This window comes from Agrobacterium sp. A3-95 (assembly GCF_053521785.1).
Map to the genome: position 1 here is coordinate 559,501 of NZ_JBNWDR010000002.1, position 16,813 is coordinate 576,313.

At 59.7% G+C, this 16,813-nt stretch carries 15 protein-coding genes; 2 read left to right on the top strand and 13 right to left on the bottom strand.

The features are described 5' to 3' along the window. Positions 1 to 86 precede the first annotated feature (86 nt). From ACQZ5Y_RS08180 to ACQZ5Y_RS08210, 7 genes are all read right to left on the bottom strand, one after another. Positions 87 to 1,742, bottom strand: a complete 1,656-nt coding sequence (locus ACQZ5Y_RS08180; RefSeq protein ID WP_174050564.1) for an ABC transporter ATP-binding protein — start codon at positions 1,740 to 1,742, stop codon at positions 87 to 89. Beyond that, entirely contained in the window at positions 1,742 to 2,593 is an 852-nt protein-coding gene (locus ACQZ5Y_RS08185; protein WP_013761653.1) for an ABC transporter permease, read from the bottom strand. Before ACQZ5Y_RS08185 ends, ACQZ5Y_RS08180 begins: the two co-directional genes overlap by 1 nt. Next, the gene (locus ACQZ5Y_RS08190) at positions 2,593 to 3,543 is read right to left on the bottom strand and encodes an ABC transporter permease (RefSeq protein WP_003511075.1); all 951 of its coding nucleotides are present in this window, start codon (positions 3,541 to 3,543) and stop codon (positions 2,593 to 2,595) included. The genes ACQZ5Y_RS08185 and ACQZ5Y_RS08190 overlap by 1 nt, the downstream gene beginning before the upstream one ends. A gap of 198 nt (positions 3,544 to 3,741) precedes the next feature. Beyond that, the gene (locus ACQZ5Y_RS08195; RefSeq protein ID WP_013761652.1) at positions 3,742 to 5,352 is read right to left on the bottom strand and encodes an ABC transporter substrate-binding protein; all 1,611 of its coding nucleotides are present in this window, start codon (positions 5,350 to 5,352) and stop codon (positions 3,742 to 3,744) included. 88 nt (positions 5,353 to 5,440) lie between these two features. Further along, positions 5,441 to 6,154, bottom strand: a complete 714-nt coding sequence (locus ACQZ5Y_RS08200) for an HAD-IA family hydrolase (protein WP_019564741.1) — start codon at positions 6,152 to 6,154, stop codon at positions 5,441 to 5,443. Between the two features lie 256 nt (positions 6,155 to 6,410). Continuing rightward, positions 6,411 to 7,784 carry an aspartate aminotransferase family protein gene (locus tag ACQZ5Y_RS08205; RefSeq protein ID WP_174050560.1) on the bottom strand — a complete coding sequence of 458 codons (1,374 nt, stop codon included), beginning with the start codon at positions 7,782 to 7,784 and terminating at the stop codon, positions 6,411 to 6,413. Between the two features lie 14 nt (positions 7,785 to 7,798). Further along, positions 7,799 to 8,635 carry a GNAT family N-acetyltransferase gene (locus ACQZ5Y_RS08210; RefSeq protein ID WP_174060000.1) on the bottom strand — a complete coding sequence of 279 codons (837 nt, stop codon included), beginning with the start codon at positions 8,633 to 8,635 and terminating at the stop codon, positions 7,799 to 7,801. Positions 8,636 to 8,959: 324 nt separating this feature from the next. Between ACQZ5Y_RS08210 and ACQZ5Y_RS08215 the strand changes: the two genes are divergently transcribed. Then, complete coding sequence (locus ACQZ5Y_RS08215; protein ID WP_174003467.1) at positions 8,960 to 9,628, top strand: haloacid dehalogenase type II; 669 nt, start codon at positions 8,960 to 8,962, stop codon at positions 9,626 to 9,628. Between the two features lie 14 nt (positions 9,629 to 9,642). Further along, positions 9,643 to 10,917, top strand: coding sequence for an NAD(P)/FAD-dependent oxidoreductase (locus ACQZ5Y_RS08220; protein ID WP_111801110.1), 1,275 nt, complete (start codon positions 9,643 to 9,645; stop codon positions 10,915 to 10,917). Between the two features lie 268 nt (positions 10,918 to 11,185). On the opposite strand, the gene ACQZ5Y_RS08225 is transcribed toward ACQZ5Y_RS08220, so the two are convergent. From ACQZ5Y_RS08225 to ACQZ5Y_RS08250, 6 genes are all read right to left on the bottom strand, one after another. Beyond that, complete coding sequence (locus ACQZ5Y_RS08225) at positions 11,186 to 12,643, bottom strand: NAD-dependent succinate-semialdehyde dehydrogenase (protein WP_174059999.1); 1,458 nt, start codon at positions 12,641 to 12,643, stop codon at positions 11,186 to 11,188. A gap of 15 nt (positions 12,644 to 12,658) precedes the next feature. Next, a complete protein-coding gene (locus tag ACQZ5Y_RS08230) occupies positions 12,659 to 13,702 on the bottom strand; it encodes a tartrate dehydrogenase (protein ID WP_065687789.1) in 1,044 nt (347 codons plus the stop codon). Positions 13,703 to 13,715: 13 nt separating this feature from the next. Then, positions 13,716 to 15,179 (bottom strand): aldehyde dehydrogenase family protein, encoded by a 1,464-nt coding sequence (locus ACQZ5Y_RS08235; RefSeq protein WP_174050556.1) that lies wholly within the window; start codon positions 15,177 to 15,179, stop codon positions 13,716 to 13,718. Positions 15,180 to 15,208: 29 nt separating this feature from the next. Next, positions 15,209 to 15,397, bottom strand: a complete 189-nt coding sequence (locus ACQZ5Y_RS08240) for a hypothetical protein (protein ID WP_236762994.1) — start codon at positions 15,395 to 15,397, stop codon at positions 15,209 to 15,211. A gap of 89 nt (positions 15,398 to 15,486) precedes the next feature. Next, the gene (locus tag ACQZ5Y_RS08245; protein ID WP_013761644.1) at positions 15,487 to 15,843 is read right to left on the bottom strand and encodes a cupin domain-containing protein; all 357 of its coding nucleotides are present in this window, start codon (positions 15,841 to 15,843) and stop codon (positions 15,487 to 15,489) included. A gap of 26 nt (positions 15,844 to 15,869) precedes the next feature. Next, a complete protein-coding gene (locus tag ACQZ5Y_RS08250; protein ID WP_174050554.1) occupies positions 15,870 to 16,793 on the bottom strand; it encodes a 2-hydroxyacid dehydrogenase in 924 nt (307 codons plus the stop codon). Positions 16,794 to 16,813 lie beyond the last annotated feature (20 nt).

Consider the following 16,813-nt stretch of genomic DNA (forward strand, 5'->3'; position numbering starts at 1 on the left):
TGCAGGGGCGCCAGAGTATCGAGATACGTCGCTTCGTACTCAACGTCATCCTGGGGACGAGCCCGAGGATGACGAAAGTGATGTTGTCACCTCTTGGAAAACGCCCGCACCAACTCTGCATCCTGCTGAAGATTGTCGAGCCATTTCGGGTCGAGCTTCGGTACCGAGGAGAACAGGAGCTTCGAATAGGGATGGGTCGGCGACTTGATCGCTTCCGTTGCCAGATGCTCCACTTTCTGCCCGCCATACATCACGACGATTTCGTCGCAGATGGTTTCCACCACAGAGAGATCGTGGCTGATGAAGATGTAGGAGAGGTTCAGCTCTCGCTGGAGTTCGCCGAGCAGGTCGATGATCGCGGCTGCGACGACCGTATCAAGCGCCGACGTAATTTCATCGCAAATGATGAGCGATGGTTCTGCTGCGAGTGCGCGGGCGAAGTTGACGCGTTGCTTCTGTCCGCCCGACAGACCGGAAGGATGGCGGTGGCGAACCGAGCGCGGCAGCTTCACCATATCCAGCAACTGGTCGATCCGGGCGTCGCGCGCCTTGCCTCTCATGCCGTGATAAAAGGTCAGCGGCCGGCCAAGAATATCCTCGATGGATTTGGCCGGGTTGAGCGCCGTATCGGCATATTGGAAGACGATCTGCATGCGGCGCAACTGATTGCTGGTGCGTCGGCGGGCATCGGCATCCAGCTGCCGACCTTCGAAGATGACATGACCGCTGGCGGCGGGCAGAATGCCGGCAATGGCGCGCGCCAGCGTCGATTTTCCGCAACCGGATTCGCCGATGATGCCGAGATTGCGTCCGGGATAGACTGCAAGGCTGACGGAATCGACCGCACGCACCAGCGGCATATGGTCATCGCCTTTCGTTCCATATCCGGCGATCAGCTTCTCGATATCCAGCAGCGGCTTCGCGTCACTTTGTTTTAGCGGCGCTACGGTGCGTACCTTGTCGTTAAAAGCGGTGAGCAACTCCCGCGTATAAGGATGCTGGGCATTCTCGAGAATATCCGTGGTCGTGCCGGTTTCCTGTATCTCGCCGCCTTTCAGCACCACGATCCGGTCGGCAATCTGGGCGACGACGGCGAGATCGTGCGAAACATAAACGCCGCCGATACCGCCCTTGCGCATCGCTGATTTGAAGGCGCGGAGAACCTCGATCTGTGTCGTTACGTCGAGTGCCGTAGTCGGTTCGTCGAAAATGACCAGGTCCGGGTTGCCGATCAGCGCCATGGCTGCGGAGAGACGCTGAAGCTGGCCGCCGGAAACCTGGTGCGGATAACGGTCGCCGATGGTTTCGGGATTGGGCAGCGACAATGCCTTGAACAGTTCCACCGCTCTTTGGCGCGCCTCCTGCGGCGGCATCAGATCGTGGATGCGGGTGACCTCTATGACCTGGTCGATGATCTTTTGCGCCGGATTGAAGGCGGCTGCGGCGCTTTGAGGGACGTAGGAGATTTTCGTACCGCGGATCTTTGCCCGTTCCATTTCGGAAAGCTGTACCATGTCGCGGCCTGCCACCGTGACGCTGCCGCCGGAAATACGGCAGCCTGGGCGGGCATATCCCATCAATGTCAGTGCAATGGTGGTCTTGCCGGAGCCGCTTTCGCCGATCAATGCGACGATCTCGCCATCGGCGATATCGATGTCTACACCCCTGATGATTTGGATGCGGCGGCCGGAATCGGTGGTCGCCTCGACTTTAAGTCCACGGATTTCAACAAGATTTGTCATTATTCGCTCCTGTCGCGGATTTTCTGCGGCAGATTGTCGATCAGCAGATTGACGCTGATCGTCAGGCTGGCAATCGCCAACGACGGAAAGATCACGGCTGGCGCGGCAAAGGGCAGGCCGCCGATGTTTTCACGCACCAGCGCACCCCAGTCTGCATTCGGCGGCTGCAGGCCAAGACCGAGAAAGGAAAGGCCCGACAGAAGCAGCACGATGAACACAAAGCGCACGCCGAGATCGGCCAGCACGGGACGGATGATGTTGGGCAGGATTTCGGAGCTGATAAGGTGCAAGAGGCTCTCGCCGCGCACGCGGGCCACGGTGACGAAATCCATGGTGTTGACATTGACGGCGAGCGCCCGGGCAAAGCGATAGGCGCCGGGCGTATAGATAACCGACAGGGTGACGATCAGCACAGGAATGGAGGAGCCAACGGCAGCGACAACCACAAGTCCGAAAAGCTTGCTTGGAATGGAGTTCACCGCATCGAGAAAACGGCTGAGGGCCGCATCGAACCAGCCGCCGACCACGGCAGCGCTCATGCCGAGAACGACGCCCGACACGCAGGCGATCGTGACGGCCGCAAGTGAAATGCCGACCGTGAAACGCGCGCCCATGAGAATGCGGGAAAACACGTCGCGGCCGAGATAGTCGGAGCCGAGCCAGAGATCGGAGGTCATCGGACCGAAATAATCCAGATCGACGATTTCACCGACGGGATGCGGGATGAGATAGGGCGCAAAGATCGCAACCATGGCCCAGAGAAAAATGACGAGAAAGCCGAAAACGCCGACGACATTGATTTTGTAACCCAAGCGCGAGGTCCCCGAAGTTGTTTTGATATTGTCGGTCATCAGCGCAGCCTCGGATTGGACATGATGGCGATGATATCGGCGGTTGTGATGAGGAGGAGATAACCGACGCAGAAAATCATTGCGCAGCTCTGGATCAGCGGCAGATCACGGGTCGCGACGCCATCAACCATCAGCTTGGCGATGCCTGGATAATTGAAGATAGTCTCGACGATGATGACGCCGCCGACGAGATAGGAGAGCGAAAGGGCCACCGCATTGACGATGGGGCCAAGCGCATTGGGAAGTGCGTGGCGCAGGACGATGCGCATGCGCGGTGCGCCCTTCAGGAGCGCCATTTCCACATAGGGCGTATCGAGCGTCTCGATGACGGCGGCGCGGCTCATGCGGATCATCTGTGCCGACACGACGAAGGTGAGCGTGATGACCGGCATGGCGTAAACCCGCAGCACATCGAACACGGTATGCACCTCGCTGACCAGCGACAGGGCTGGCAGCCACTTCAGATATACGGCGAACAGCAGAACCGCGAGCGTCGCGATCATGAATTCCGGCACCGAAATGACACCGATGGTCAGGATGGTGACGGCGCGATCATAAAGCGTTCCACGCAGCATGGCGGAGCTGATGCCGAGCGTCAGGGCCAGCGGCACGGCGATAACAGTGGTGATGCCGGCAAGCTTCATGGAGTTGACGAAACGTGGGCCTATGAGGTCGGCGATCGCCATATTGTTGGCGTAGGACGTGCCGAGTTCGCCGTGCAGCAGGCCAAAAAGCCAGCGGACAAAACGCAGAAGGGCCGGGTCGTCGAGATGCATGGCGGTGCGCAGACCAGCCACGGCCTCCGGCGTTGCCGACTGGCCAAGAAGGATCGTTGCCGTGTCGCCGGGCAGCAGGCTGGTGGCGGAAAAGACGATAAACGATACGATAAGCAGCGTCGTCAGCATGACGACCAGCCGCCTGGCGATAAGGGAGAGTATCCGGCTGTTCATTTACATGCTCCTGCGACCTGCCTGGATCATGATGATTTCAGGCCCGATCGACCTGACATCATCATGATCCAAATTATATGGCTGGAGCGAGATATCAGGCGAAAACCGCTTGTTTTTCAAAGTGTCGCTCCAGCTGTGGAGGCTTCCCCCACCGGCGGAAAGGTTGCCGGGCGCATCGGCGCCCGGCCCCTCGGTCTATCAGGCTTCGAGCCAGACGTATTCAGCAAACGCGTAACCCATCATGCCGCCGAGCGGATTGGCTTCCAGACCCTTCAGCTTGGAGGTGATGGCGTCGACATTGGTGATATAGGCGGGAATGATGGTGCCGGCTTCGTCGGCGATCATCTTTTCCATTTCGAAGTAGATCTGCTTGCGCTTGTCCATGTCCAGCATGCCGCGTGCTTCGAGCATCATCTTGTCGAATTTCGGCGACTTGTACTGGCTTTCGTTCCACGGCGCGTCGGAGGCGTAAAGCAGCGAGAACAGAATATCCGGGGTCGGGCGCGGGTTGATATTGCCGAAGTGAATAGGCGCCTTGAGCCAGTAATTGCTCCAGTAACCGTCCGAGGGAACGCGCTGCACATCCAGCTTTACACCGATTTCTGCGGCCGACGCCTGGATGATCATCGCCATGTCCACGGCAGAGTTTGCAGCATCCGAGGTGATGACGGGGATAGACTGACCGATAAGACCCGCTTTTTCAAAGTGGAACTTCGCCTTATCAGGATCGAAGGCCTTCGGCTTGAGGTCCGGATTGTGGTAGGGACTCATGGGCGGCACGGGCTGGTCGTTACCGACTTCACCGAGGCCACGCAAAGCCGCCTTGACGATCTGCTCGCGGTTGACGATCGACTTCATGCCGGCGATGAAATCGGCATTGTTGCCGGGCGTCTGGTCCAGCCGCATATTGAGGTTGGTGTAGTTGCCGGACGTTCCCTTTGACAGAACGATGCCTTCCTGCTTGTCGAGCAGGCGCAGCGAACGCGGATTGATAGCCGCTGCGAGGTGGATATCGCCCGAAATGAGGGCGTTAACGCGGGCATTGTCTTCGGCAATCGCGAAAAATTCGAAGCTATCGACGTGCGGACCACCCTGTTTCCAGTAATTGGTGTTTTTCGACATGATCGAGCGGACGCCGGGTTCGAATTTCTCCAGCTTGAAGGCACCGGTGCCGTTCCCCTTGGAGAAATCGGTCGCGCCATCGGCAACTATCATGAAGTGATGCAATGCCAGGATGGCCGGCAGGTCTGCATTCGCGTTTGCCAGCGTGATCTCGACGGTGCTCTTGTCGATCGCCTTGAAGCCGGTCATCTGGGCGGCGATCTTGGCGACCTTCGAACCGACGGCCGGGTCAAGGTGACGCTTCAGCGAATAGACCACGTCATCGGCGGTCAGTGCCTTGCCGTCATGGAAGGTGACGCCGGAACGCAGCTTCACGGTCCAGGTCTTGGCGTCCTTCGTTTCGATGGATTCGGCCAGTTCCATCTGGGGCGTGCCGGAAACATCGAGGAAGCTCAGCCGGTTATAGAGCGCGCAGCAACGAACGTAATCCGTCGAGAGCGAGGCTTTTGCGGGATCGAGCGTGTCGGCCGTGGAAGAGGACCAGCCGGCCGCCTTCAGCGTGCCGCCGGAAACGGGAGTGGCCGCCAGCGCCTGCGAGGCGCGGCCGAGAATGGCCGAACCGGCGGAAAGTGCTACGCCGCCGGCCAGCATCATGTGAAGCAGCTCTCGCCGCGTCGCGCCGCGACGGATAGCCTGTTCAACGGCGGCATCGTCAGAGCGGGTCCAATTTGTAATCCTGTCACTCATGGTCTTCCCCTTTTGTATGATTTGTTGAAATGGCATCTGCAGTAATTTTCGGCATCCACGCCCCAGTGCGCGTCATGCCACAGGCGGTTCAGCGGCCGGAGTGTCTCGTGGCCTCGGCAAGGCCGGCCATCGAGGTGAAGTGGTAGTCCGGTTCGGTAAAGTTCTCCGGCTCGATGGTGCCGCCATATCCCTTCTGGGCGTGGCGGCGCTCTATCCAGCAATTGGTCATCCCGAGTTTCCGTGAAATGCCGATATCGTGGTACTGGCTCTGCGCAACGTGCAGAATGTCGTCCTTCGATGCGCCTTCGCTTTCAACGAAGGCGAAAACCTTCTCGAAGAATGCGGGATCCGGCTTCTCCGTGCCGGTATCATCCGCTGTGAAAGCGGCGTAAAAGGGACTACCGAGTTCCTTCGAGAAATACTCGAAGGCCCAGCGCTGGGCGTTGGTCATGGCAATGAGACGATGCGTCTTTGCAAGCTCGGCCATCGCGGCGCGACTGTCTTCAAAGCCTTTCCAGTTTTTTGCCGCGTCGCGCAGGCGCTCACCCAGAGCGCGCTCCGCCGGCAAACCGAGTTCCGGAGCGATGATCAGGTAGACGCGGACGAGATCGTCCGGAAACAGATCTGTGGCGTCGGAGTAACGCGCCGCGCGGTAAAGGCTAAGCGCCTTTTCACCGTCGACCTCAACGCCGTTTTCAGCGCCGATCTGGATCAGGGTCGATTTCAAGCCACCTTCGAAATCGATGAGAGTTCCCACCACGTCGAAGCTCATATATTTGAAGTCGCTCAGTTTCTTGGGCAATGTCGGTCTCCGCTTTGCCGCGCAGAGCCATTGGGAAGGCTGCGGCATTTTATTCTGTTCCCGGACGGGATCCTTGCCCCGTTCCCATTCTCGCTAACGCCCTTTTTTATGGCGTTTAGTGCTTTTTCTGTTGATAGTTTGGCAGTTCCAGCGCGCCGGATTCTCCGAAAAGGATCGGGTCTTCGGCAGAATATTGCGAATATGTGCGGCGTTGCGACATTTCGAGAAGGTGCCGCAACGCCATCCACTGTTCGCCTCAGGCCATGGCGGCCCGCACTGCCGGGTCCTCGAGCGTCTGGTCGAGGGTTTTCCGCGTCCGCTCAATAATGGCGTCGATCTCGTCATCGGTGCAACACAGCGGCGGCGCGTAGCCGAGGATGCCGTTGGCGAAGGCGCGCACGATGAGGCCGTTTTCCCAGGCGCGGTCAAAAACCTTGCGTGCAGGGGCCGCCGCAGCCGGCAGCGGGGTTTTCTTCTCTTTGTCGGTCACGAGTTCGATAGCGGCGAGCATGCCCCGGCCGCGCACATCGCCGACCAGCGGATGGCTTCTCAATCCTTCCAGCCCGGCCATCAGCCGCTGACCGGCGCGCCGGCCGTTTTCCAGCAGCCCGCCCTCGTAAAGTTTCAGCACTTCGAGACCAACGGCGGCACTGACGGGATGGGCGGAATAGGTATAACCGTGCCCGACCGCGGCATCGCCGGCGAAGTCGGCTATTGTATCATAAACATGGTCGGCCATGAAGACGGCGCCCATCGGCACATAGCCCGAAGTCAGACCCTTGGCGGCCGTGATGAAGTCCGGCACGATATCTTCGTCGGCACAGGCAAACAGTGGTCCCGTGCGGCCGAAGCCGGTGATCACTTCGTCGGCAACGAAGAGAATGCCGTAGGAACGGCAGAGTTCTCGCATGGCCTTGATCCAGCCAGGCGGCGGCACCAGAACGCCACCGGAGCCCTGAATGGGCTCTGCATAAAAGGCGGCGACCCGCTCCGGGCCGATAGCCTCGATCTTGTCCTTCAGGATTTGCAGGGAAGAGGCGATGATGGCGGCGGGGTCGCTGCCGACCGGATTGCGATAGGCATAGTGAGACGGAATTTTGTGCTGCCAGTCGTGAGGCACGCCAAAACCTGCATGGAAGGCAGGCAGCGCAGTCAGGCCTGAACCGGCGGTGGTGGAGCCGTGATAACCCTGTTCGATGGAAATGAACTGGTCGCGCTGCGGCTGGCCTTTGGCGTGCCAGTAATAGCGGATGAAGCGGATGGTGCTGTCCACCGCGTCGGATCCGCCAAGCGTGAAATAGACGTGGTTGAGATCGCCGGGCGCGCGGTCGGCGAGTTCGGAGGCCAGGCGGATGGCGGGTTCGCTGCCAATGTCGAAATAGGCAGTGGCATAGGGCAGTTCACGCATCTGCTTTGCCGCCGCTTCCACGATGCTGTCATGGCCATAGCCTGCATTGACGCACCAGAGGCCGGCAAAACCGTCGATCAGCTGGTGGCCGGTCATGTCGGTAATCGTGGCACCCTTTGCCGATTTCAGCACGCGAACGCCAAGCTTTTCATGGCCGCGGAAGGAAGAGACAGGGTGCACCAGATGGGCGCGGTCGAGCTCGATCAGTGAATTGCTTAACATGGGTCTCTCCGGATTCAGCCCAGCGCCTGGCTGGTCAACGCGAATGTTTTCAGTTTTTTGTCGGCAGAGGTTTCCGCCTTCGGCCGGCGCATGGCGATGCCGCCACCGACATGGGCAAGACCGTATTCGGCAAGCCAGGGACCAAGTCCCGTCTCGGTGGTGGTGTCTACGCGCAGGAATGCGCCGGGGCGCTCGGAAACCACGAAGGCAATCAAATCCTTTGCGATTTCAGCAGTTTCCGCCACAATCGGGCCGATGACTTCACCACGGCCAAAGGCGCGAAGGCCTGCAAAGCCCATGATGGCGCCATGCTGTTGAACCACCGCAAACCGTGCCCTATCCGCAAGCTCGGTAAAGAGTGCCGTACGATCCGCACCGAATGCCTGCGCGTCGAGTGCGGCTAGCTCGGCCGGTACAATCGTTTCTGCCCATGCCACATTGGCGGGCTTATCGGCGGCCGTAGGAATTCCCTGGTGCTGACGCACCTCGCCGCATGCGACGAACCCCATCTTCTGATAGAGGGGGAGGCCTTCAGCGGTGGCGGTCAGACGGCACTCGCGATTTTCCGCAGCATCGACGACCGCCTGCATCAGCTTGCGTCCGAGACCACGGCCGCGCATGGCCTCGTCCACGATCACCATGTTGACGGTGGCGCAGGTGTCTCCGAGAAGCGTGGCCATTGCGGTTCCGACGACGCGACCGTTTTCGATAGCGACGAAACCCTTGCTCAGTGAAAGGACGAGCGCCCAGTCTTCCCGGCGGTGTGGCCAACCGGCCTGGCGGGAAAGCTCGACGGCGGCGTCGAGGTGTTGCGGCTCAAATTTCTGGATATCGATGAGGCTGGCTTGCATGGCCCAACTCCGTTTTATTCTTCATGTTCATTGATAGACCGACGGCAAAAGAACATTGTCCCGACGAATGGCAAGGTTCGATATGTTTCACTGTTGCTTTTACCCGCCGCCGCATCTTATGCCGCACATCATCTGCTTCCATCCGCAGAACGGGGGTGGGCGGCGGCTTCCGGTTTTGTCGCACGCAACTCTCTGCCAAACTGGCGGCTGCATACGCAACAATCTGCTTTCGCGAATGGCAATTGCAGTGCGTCGACCGGGCAAAGGCCTCTATGATCTTGTTATTGCAGCCACCACCCATCCCCAAGCAAGGACGACGACGACATGACCATCTTCCGCCCGAAATACATCACTTTCGATTGCCACGGTACGCTGATTCATTTCCAGATGGCAGAAGCTGCCCGCGATCTCTATGGTGATCGTCTGGGCGAGGCCGAGATGCAGCAATTCATCAAGGACTTCTCTGCCTATCGCCTGGACGAGGTCATGCATGACTGGAAGCCTTACGCCGAAGTCGTCCATAACGCCCTGTCGCGCACCTGCAAGCGCAACGGTGTGGCCTTCAAGGACGAAGATGCGGTAATGGTGTATGAGCGCGTTCCGACATGGGGTCCGCATGCGGACGTTCCGGCCGGTCTGGCGAAGGTTGCCAAGGAAATTCCGCTGGTCATTCTGTCTAACGCCATGAATTCGCAGATCATGTCGAATGTGGAAAAGCTTGGCGCGCCGTTCCATGCTGTCTATACTGCCGAACAGGCGCAGGCCTACAAGCCGCATTTCAAGGCTTTCGAATATTTGTTCGACATGCTCGGCTGCGGCCCGGAAGATATTCTGCACGTCTCGTCCTCCTTCCGCTACGACCTGATGTCCGCGCACGATCTCGGCATCAAGAACAAGGTCTGGGTCAACCGCGGTCACGAACCGGCAAACCCCTATTACGGTTATACGGAGATCTCCGATATTTCCGGTCTTGCGGGCGTCGTTGGACTGTAAGGAAGGACCGGATCATGAAGCTCGTCTCCTATTGGCACGACACGGCGCCCCTGTTTGCGGGGGCGGCGCAAGGTCCTGTCGAGGGCCATTACGATGTGGCCGTCATTGGTGGCGGCTTCACGGGTCTGGGTGCTGCGCGCCAGCTGGCAAAAGCGGGCGCGCGCGTGGTTGTTCTTGAAGGACAGCGCGTCGGCTGGGGTGCTTCCGGGCGCAATGGCGGCCACCTCAACAACGGGCTGGCCCACTCCTACCTCTCCGCCAAGGCGGAACTCGGTAAGGAGCGCGCCATCGCGCTCTACAAGGCGCTGGATGCCTCGATCGACACGCTGGAAAGCCTGATCGCCGAGGAAGGGATCGATTGTAATTTCCGCCGCGCCGGCAAGCTGAAAATGGCTTCGAAACCGCAGCATTTCGAAAGTCTGGCGAAGAATTTCGAGGCTGTTCATGCCGAGGTGGATCCCGATACGGCTCTTCTGTCGGTTGACGATCTCAAGGCGGAAATCGGCTCTCCCTTTTATGGCGCCATGCTGTCCAAGAAGAGCGCCATGATGCATATGGGCCGCTATGTGGCCGGCCTTGCGCAGGCCGCCAGCCGCCATGGCGCGGTCATCTTCGAAAATGCGGCGGTGACGAAACATACTCAGAACGACAAGACACACACGCTGGAAACGGCGCGCGGCAAGGTCACTGCCGATAATGTTCTGGTGGCAACGGGCGCCTACACGCCCTCCGGCTTCGGCTATTTCCGCCGCCGCATCATCGCAGTCGGCAGTTTCATCATCGCCACGCGGCCGTTGACGGATGCCGAGATCAAGGCGTCCGTCCCGGGTAACCGCACCTACGTCAACACCATGAATATCGGCAATTATTTCCGCCTCGCACCGGACAACCGGTTGATCTTCGGCGGCCGCGCGCGCTTTTCCACGACATCGGACCAGCGTTCGGATGCCAAAAGTGGCGCGATCCTGATGGATAGCCTGCACCGCATATTCCCGCAGCTTGCGCATGTGCCGATCGATTATTGCTGGGGCGGACTGGTTGATATGACCAAGGACCGTTATCCCCGCGCCGGTTTCCATGATGGCGTCTGGTACGCCATGGGCTATTCCGGCCACGGCGCCCAGCTTTCCACCCATCTGGGCATGATCATGGCTGACGCCATTCTGGGCCGCCCGGACAACAACCCGCTGAAGGGGATGGACTGGCCGGCGGTGCCTGGCCATTTCGGCAAGCCCTGGTTTCTTCCCTTGGTGGGGCTTTATTACAAGATGCTGGATAAGATTCAGTAGCGCGTTAGTTCATTTCTTCATCATGCCGGACTTGATCTGGCATCCAGCCACTGCGCTCCTGCACGGTGAATAGTCTTTTACGATCAATGACGTGATCGCGCTGGACCCGGATCTATTCGGAGGTCGCGACACGTGAATGCCGTGGCTTTGCCAAACCAATTCATGCCTCCGGATTTTTCTTCCACCCCTGGGAATGCTGCTTTTCAATTTCGCACCAAAAAAGAAGGGCCGCAGAGCGGCCCTTTAGGCGGGGAGAAAGAAACAGTCTTCAGGCAAGTCCACCGATGTGGAACGTCTTCATTTCCAGATATTCCTCGATGCCGACCTGTGCGCCTTCGCGGCCGAGGCCGGATTGCTTGACGCCGCCGAAGGGGGCGACTTCGGTGGAGATCGCGCCGGTATTGAGGCCGACCATGCCGAACTCCAGCGCCTCGCCCACGCGCCAGGCGCGTTTGAGGCTTTCAGTATAGAAGTAGGCGGCAAGGCCGAATGGCGTGCCGTTGGCGATCGCAATCGCCTCCTCTTCCGTCTCGAAGCGGAAGAGCGGGGCGACTGGCCCGAAGGTCTCTTCGCTCGCCAGCCGCATGGCGGTTGTTGCGCCCGTCAGCACCACCGGTGCGGTATATTGCGAACCTTCAGGCAGATCATGAGGCTTGGTAATGATCTCGGCGCCCTTGGAAACGGCGTCATCGATATGCGCGCGGATTTTGGCGATTGCCGGCTCATTGATCATCGGACCGATGGAAACACCCAGTTCCGTTCCGGGTCCGACACGCATGGCATCGACGCGATCAGCCAGTTTTTTCGCAAATGCATCGTAAACGCTCGCCTGAACGAGAATGCGGTTGGCGCAGACGCAGGTCTGACCGCCATTGCGGAATTTCGAAACGAGCGCGCCTTCGATGGCGAGATCGAGATCTGCATCGTCGAATACGATGAAAGGGGCATTGCCGCCGAGTTCCAGCGACAGTCGTTTTACACTGTCGGCCGCACCGCGCATCAACAGCGAACCGACACGGGTAGAGCCTGTGAAGGAAATTTTCCGCACCGTCTCATTGGCCATGATCTCGTTGCCGATCTCCGTCGGCATGCCGGTGACGATGTTGATGACGCCAGCCGGAATGCCTGCACGTTCGGCGAGAACGCCGAGCGCTAGGGCCGAATAGGGCGTGAATTCCGAGGGCTTGATGACCACGGTGCAGCCAGCCGCCAATGCAGGTGCGACCTTGCGGGTGATCATGGCGTTCGGGAAATTCCACGGTGTGATGATGCCGCAGACACCGACCGGCTCCTTCAGCACCACGATACGGCGATCCGGCGTCGGAGAGGGAATGGTGCCGCCGCTGATGCGTCGGCCTTCTTCCGCAAACCACTTGACGAAGGATGCTCCGTAACGGATTTCGCCCTTGGCCTCTTCAAGTGGCTTGCCCTGTTCGATGGTCAACATCAGGCCGAGATCGTCGATGTGTTCGATCATCAACGCGAACCATTTTTCCAGAAGCGCCGCGCGCTCCGCGTGCGTTTTCTTCTTCCACGGCCCGAAGGCAGCGTTGGCGGCTTCGATGGCCGCGCGGGTTTCCACGCTGCCCATATCCGGCACGGTGCCGATCACCGCCTGCGTCGCCGGGTCGATCACGTCGACCGTCTTGCCTGATGCGGCCGCTTTCCATTCCCCGCCGATCAAACCCATCTGGCGAAAGAGTTCCTTGTCCTTCAAGCCCTGCATTATCTGTCTCCGAAATCAGTCGAGAGCCGCGAGAACTGCGGCAGTTATTACGTCTGTCTTGTCCTTGCCCGGCACGGTGCCAATGCCCTGGCCGGTCGCCTTTTCCAGCGCCGCCATGACCCGCCTGGCCGTATCCGCCTCACCCAGATGCTCCAGCATCATGGCGCCGGACCAGATGGCGGCGATGGGGTTGGCAATGCCAAGATGGGCGATGTCAGGGGCCGAACCGTGCACCGGCTCGAACATGGAGGGTGCCGTGCGGTTGGGATTGATATTGGCGGAGGCGGCAAAACCCAGGCCGCCCTGAATGGCTGCGCCGAGATCGGTCAGAATATCGCCGAAGAGGTTTGAGGCGACCACGACATCAAGGCTTTCCGGCGCCATCACCATGCGCGCCGCCATGGCGTCGATATGATAACTGGAAACTTCAACATCCGGATATTCGGCGGCGAGCTTTTGCGTCACCTCGTCCCAGAACACCATCGAATATTTCTGGGCGTTGGATTTGGTGACGGAAGCCAACTTGCCGCGACGCTTTTGCGCCTGCTCGAAGCCGAAGCGCAGGATGCGTTCCACCCCCTTGCGGGTGAAGATGGAGGTTTCGACAGCGACCTCGTCTTCGGTGCCCTGATGCACGCGTCCGCCGGCACCGGAATATTCACCTTCGGTATTTTCGCGGATGCAGAGAATGTCGAATCCATCCGCTTTCAACGGTCCCTGCACGCCGGGCAGAAGCCGGTGCGGGCGGATATTGGCGTATTGCACAAATGCCTTGCGGATCGGCAGAAGCAGGCCGTGCAACGATACCGAATCCGGCACCTCCGCTGGCCAGCCGACCGCGCCCAGCAGAATGGCGTCGAAGCCGCGCAGGGTCTCGATGCCATCCTTCGGCATCATCGCGCCGGTCTCCTTGTAGAAGGCGCAGGACCAGGGGAATTCGGTGCCTTCAAGCGCAAAACCGGAGCTTTTTGCTGCGGTGTTGAGAACCTGCCAGGCGGCATCAGTCACGCTTTTGCCGATGCCGTCTCCGGGAATGAGTGCGATGCGATGCGTTTTCAAGATGTTTCCCCTGTTACAGTCCGATCAGGACGCTTTTGCTCTTGCGGTTGGCGAGATAGGCCTCCCGTCCGAGATCCTTGCCGATGCCGGAGCGTTTGTAACCGCCGGTCGGCAGGATATGGTCGCGGGAGCGGCCATAACGGTTGACCCAGATCGTTCCAGCCTGGATGGCGCGAGACAGGCGCATGACGCGCGAGATATCGCGGCTGAAAAGACCCGCGGCAAGACCGTAGGTAGGATGATCGGCGAGCGCCAGCGCCTCTTCTTCCGTCTTGAAGGTTTGCAGGGTCAGCACTGGCCCGAATATCTCTTCTGTGACAGCAGGGGAGGTCTGGTCGACATTTGCGATCAAGGTCGGCTGGTAGAAATAACCCGGACCGTCCATGATCGCGCCGCCCGTCAGGCATTCGCCGCCATGGGCGACAGCCGCCTGCACGATGCCGTCAATGCGCTGGCGCTGCACTTCGGAGATGATCGGCGAATACTGTGTTGCTTCGTCCCAGGTCGGGCCGGGCTTCACCGTCTTCATGCGGGCGACGATTGCGGCGGAAAGCGCCTCTGCGACACTCTCTTCAACGATGATGCGCGAGCCGGCAACGCAGGCCTGCCCGGCATTGGACAGAATGTTGCCGGCGATCGCGGCGGCGGCTTTTTCGATATCGGCATCTGCAAAAACCAGCTGCGGACTTTTGCCGCCCAGTTCCAGCGTCATGGGCTTGACGCCGGTACGCGCGATATTTGCCATGATGGCCGAACCTGCTGCCGTCGATCCGGTGAAGCTGACCTTGGAAATTTCGGGATGGCCGGTGATGGCATTGCCTGTCACTGGCCCGTCACCCAGCACGATGTTGATAAGCCCGGCGGGCAGCCCTGCCTTGATGGCGAGTTGCGCCATGAAAATGCTGGAGAAGGGCGTCATCTCCGATGGTTTCAGCACCACGGCATTGCCGGCTGCGAGTGCCGGGCCAAGCTTCCAGCCCGCCATGGACACCGGAAAATTCCAGGGCGTAATGGCGCCCACGACGCCATAGGGCTCGGTCATGATCATGCCGACGCTTGTATCGTCGGTCGGCACGAGATCACCGGCCTCCTTGTCTGCAAATTCGGCAAAGAAGCGGATCTGTTCGGCAGTGACGGCGATATCGCCGGCAATCAGGTGGCCCACGGGCCGGGTTGAGGAGAGCGCCTCGATTTTCGCCAGCGTCTCGGCTTCCTGCTCGATCAGGTCTGCCCAGCGTTGCAGCACCCTGGTGCGCTCACGCGGGCGCACGCCGCCCCAGTTACTGCTCTTCAGTGCGGCTTTGGCGGTTTGCACCGCCTCATCGACAAGTGCCGCATCCGCCTTCGGGCAACCGGCATATTCGATGCCGTCCGAAGGACGATGCATGTCGATGCCGTTTTTAGCCGGGATCAGCCGGTCGCCGATGAAATGGCCGATCGGCAAGGACAGGCTGTCTGGATCGAAGCTGAGCGTCATGGATGATCCTCTGTGGATATGCGCCAAAGCTACTCCCTGATGGCAAGCAGCATCGACCGACTGCGGCGGGGGCGGTGAACGAAAATCCTGTTTTGCTGGTGGCCCACAGCGCAATCTTCGGCGGGCAGGAAGACCGCGCCGAAAACCTTGCGGCGGGTCCGATCGAGGGCCGTAAATCCGGTCGAAAGGCATCCGGGCAGGATACCCATGTAAACCATGGCTGGCATCCGCCTGCGGATTGCCAGCCATCGCTGTTCTCAAAAATGCCTCTCCATCAGCCGGGATGCCAGGCATGCTGTTCGGCAAATCATCCGTTCACGGTCACATAGATCTTGCGCACGGTTTCGATTGTCTTCCAGACGCCAACGAAACCGGGCTTCATGACGAAGCTGTCGCCCGCCGTGTAACGCAGCGGCGCGCCGCCCTCCGGTGTGATCTCGATGACGCCTTCGAGAATGTGGCAGAACTCGAATGTCTCGCCCTTGATCGAGCGGCTTTCGCCGGGGGTCGCTTCCCAGATGCCGGTATGCACGGTGCCATCACGGGCTTCATCTAGCGGCCAGGTTTTGAACGACGGGTCGCCGGCGATGAGGCGTTCGGGCAGGGCCTTGGAGGCTTTCGGTTCAAAGGCGGGATTGGTGTCGATGGTCTTGAGGAGAGACATGGGTGTCCTTTCTTGGAACGGTAGGATCAATATCCGCGGCTACGGTCAACGAGGCCGAGCGGTTCGAGACCGGATTCGTATCGTTTGATATTTTCGACGACGGTGCGGGCAGCGGAATGGGGCTGGGTGACGCTGGCAATATGCGGCGTCAGAAGAATTTTCGGATGGGTCCAGAAGCGGTGGTCTTTGGGCAGGGGCTCCGGATCGGTAACGTCAATCACCGCACCTGAAAGCCTGTCGCTGTTGAGTGCATCGAGCAAAGCGTCATGATCGAGCTGTTTGCCGCGCCCGGCGTGAACCAGAGCAGCCCCTTCGGGAAGCATCCCCAGAAGCTCGGAGTTCAGAAGCCCCGTGGTCTCTTCGGTGAGAGGCAGCAGGCAGACGAGAATATCGCTGGTGGAGAGAATGGATTTGAGGCCGTCGTCGCCATGATGGCAGGTGACGCCATCGATCTGACGCTGTGAGCGGCTCCAGCCGGAAAGCGGAAAGCCGAAAGGTTTCAGCCGCTCCAGCGCAGCAACGCCCAGCATGCCGAGGCCGAGAACGCCCACCCGGCACTCTTCCGCCTGACGCTGGGGCAGGGCATTCCACAGTTGCTGGCGCTGCTGGTTTAAATAGACCGGCAGGTTGCGGTGGAGGGAAAGTACGCCGAGGCAGATATATTCCTGCATCATGCGGATGATGCCCTCATCCACCATGCGTACGACCTTTACCGTCTCAGGGATCGCCTCGATGTGAAACTGGTCGACACCCGCGCCAATCGAAAACAGGACTTCGAGATTGCGATACCGGGCAATGTCCTGTGGTACCGTCCAGGTGATGAGGTAACGGACTGCATCGGGATTGACGGTTGATGCATCCATCGAAAACGGCAGATCAGGCAGTTCTGCAGCTAGAGCCTGCCGGAAAATCTCGCCGCGCTTGGCGTCGGAATTGAAGAGAAACGTCATCTGAAATCTATGCTTCCCGA

Bases quoted from the DNA above. Each gene is read 5' to 3' on its own strand.
- ACQZ5Y_RS08240 (WP_236762994.1), bottom strand. From the start codon at position 15,397: ATGGTTTACATGGGTATCCTGCCCGGATGCCTTTCGACCGGATTTACG.
- ACQZ5Y_RS08250 (WP_174050554.1), bottom strand. From the start codon at position 16,793: ATGACGTTTCTCTTCAATTCCGACGCCAAGCGCGGCGAGATTTTCCGG.
- ACQZ5Y_RS08190 (WP_003511075.1), bottom strand. From the start codon at position 3,543: ATGAACAGCCGGATACTCTCCCTTATCGCCAGGCGGCTGGTCGTCATG.
- ACQZ5Y_RS08245 (WP_013761644.1), bottom strand. From the start codon at position 15,843: ATGTCTCTCCTCAAGACCATCGACACCAATCCCGCCTTTGAACCGAAA.
- ACQZ5Y_RS08225 (WP_174059999.1), bottom strand. From the start codon at position 12,643: ATGCAGGGCTTGAAGGACAAGGAACTCTTTCGCCAGATGGGTTTGATC.
- ACQZ5Y_RS08210 (WP_174060000.1), bottom strand. From the start codon at position 8,635: ATGCAAGCCAGCCTCATCGATATCCAGAAATTTGAGCCGCAACACCTC.
- ACQZ5Y_RS08215 (WP_174003467.1), top strand. From the start codon at position 8,960: ATGACCATCTTCCGCCCGAAATACATCACTTTCGATTGCCACGGTACG.
- ACQZ5Y_RS08220 (WP_111801110.1), top strand. From the start codon at position 9,643: ATGAAGCTCGTCTCCTATTGGCACGACACGGCGCCCCTGTTTGCGGGG.
- ACQZ5Y_RS08235 (WP_174050556.1), bottom strand. From the start codon at position 15,179: ATGACGCTCAGCTTCGATCCAGACAGCCTGTCCTTGCCGATCGGCCAT.
- ACQZ5Y_RS08195 (WP_013761652.1), bottom strand. From the start codon at position 5,352: ATGAGTGACAGGATTACAAATTGGACCCGCTCTGACGATGCCGCCGTT.
- ACQZ5Y_RS08185 (WP_013761653.1), bottom strand. From the start codon at position 2,593: ATGACCGACAATATCAAAACAACTTCGGGGACCTCGCGCTTGGGTTAC.
- ACQZ5Y_RS08205 (WP_174050560.1), bottom strand. From the start codon at position 7,784: ATGTTAAGCAATTCACTGATCGAGCTCGACCGCGCCCATCTGGTGCAC.
- ACQZ5Y_RS08180 (WP_174050564.1), bottom strand. From the start codon at position 1,742: ATGACAAATCTTGTTGAAATCCGTGGACTTAAAGTCGAGGCGACCACC.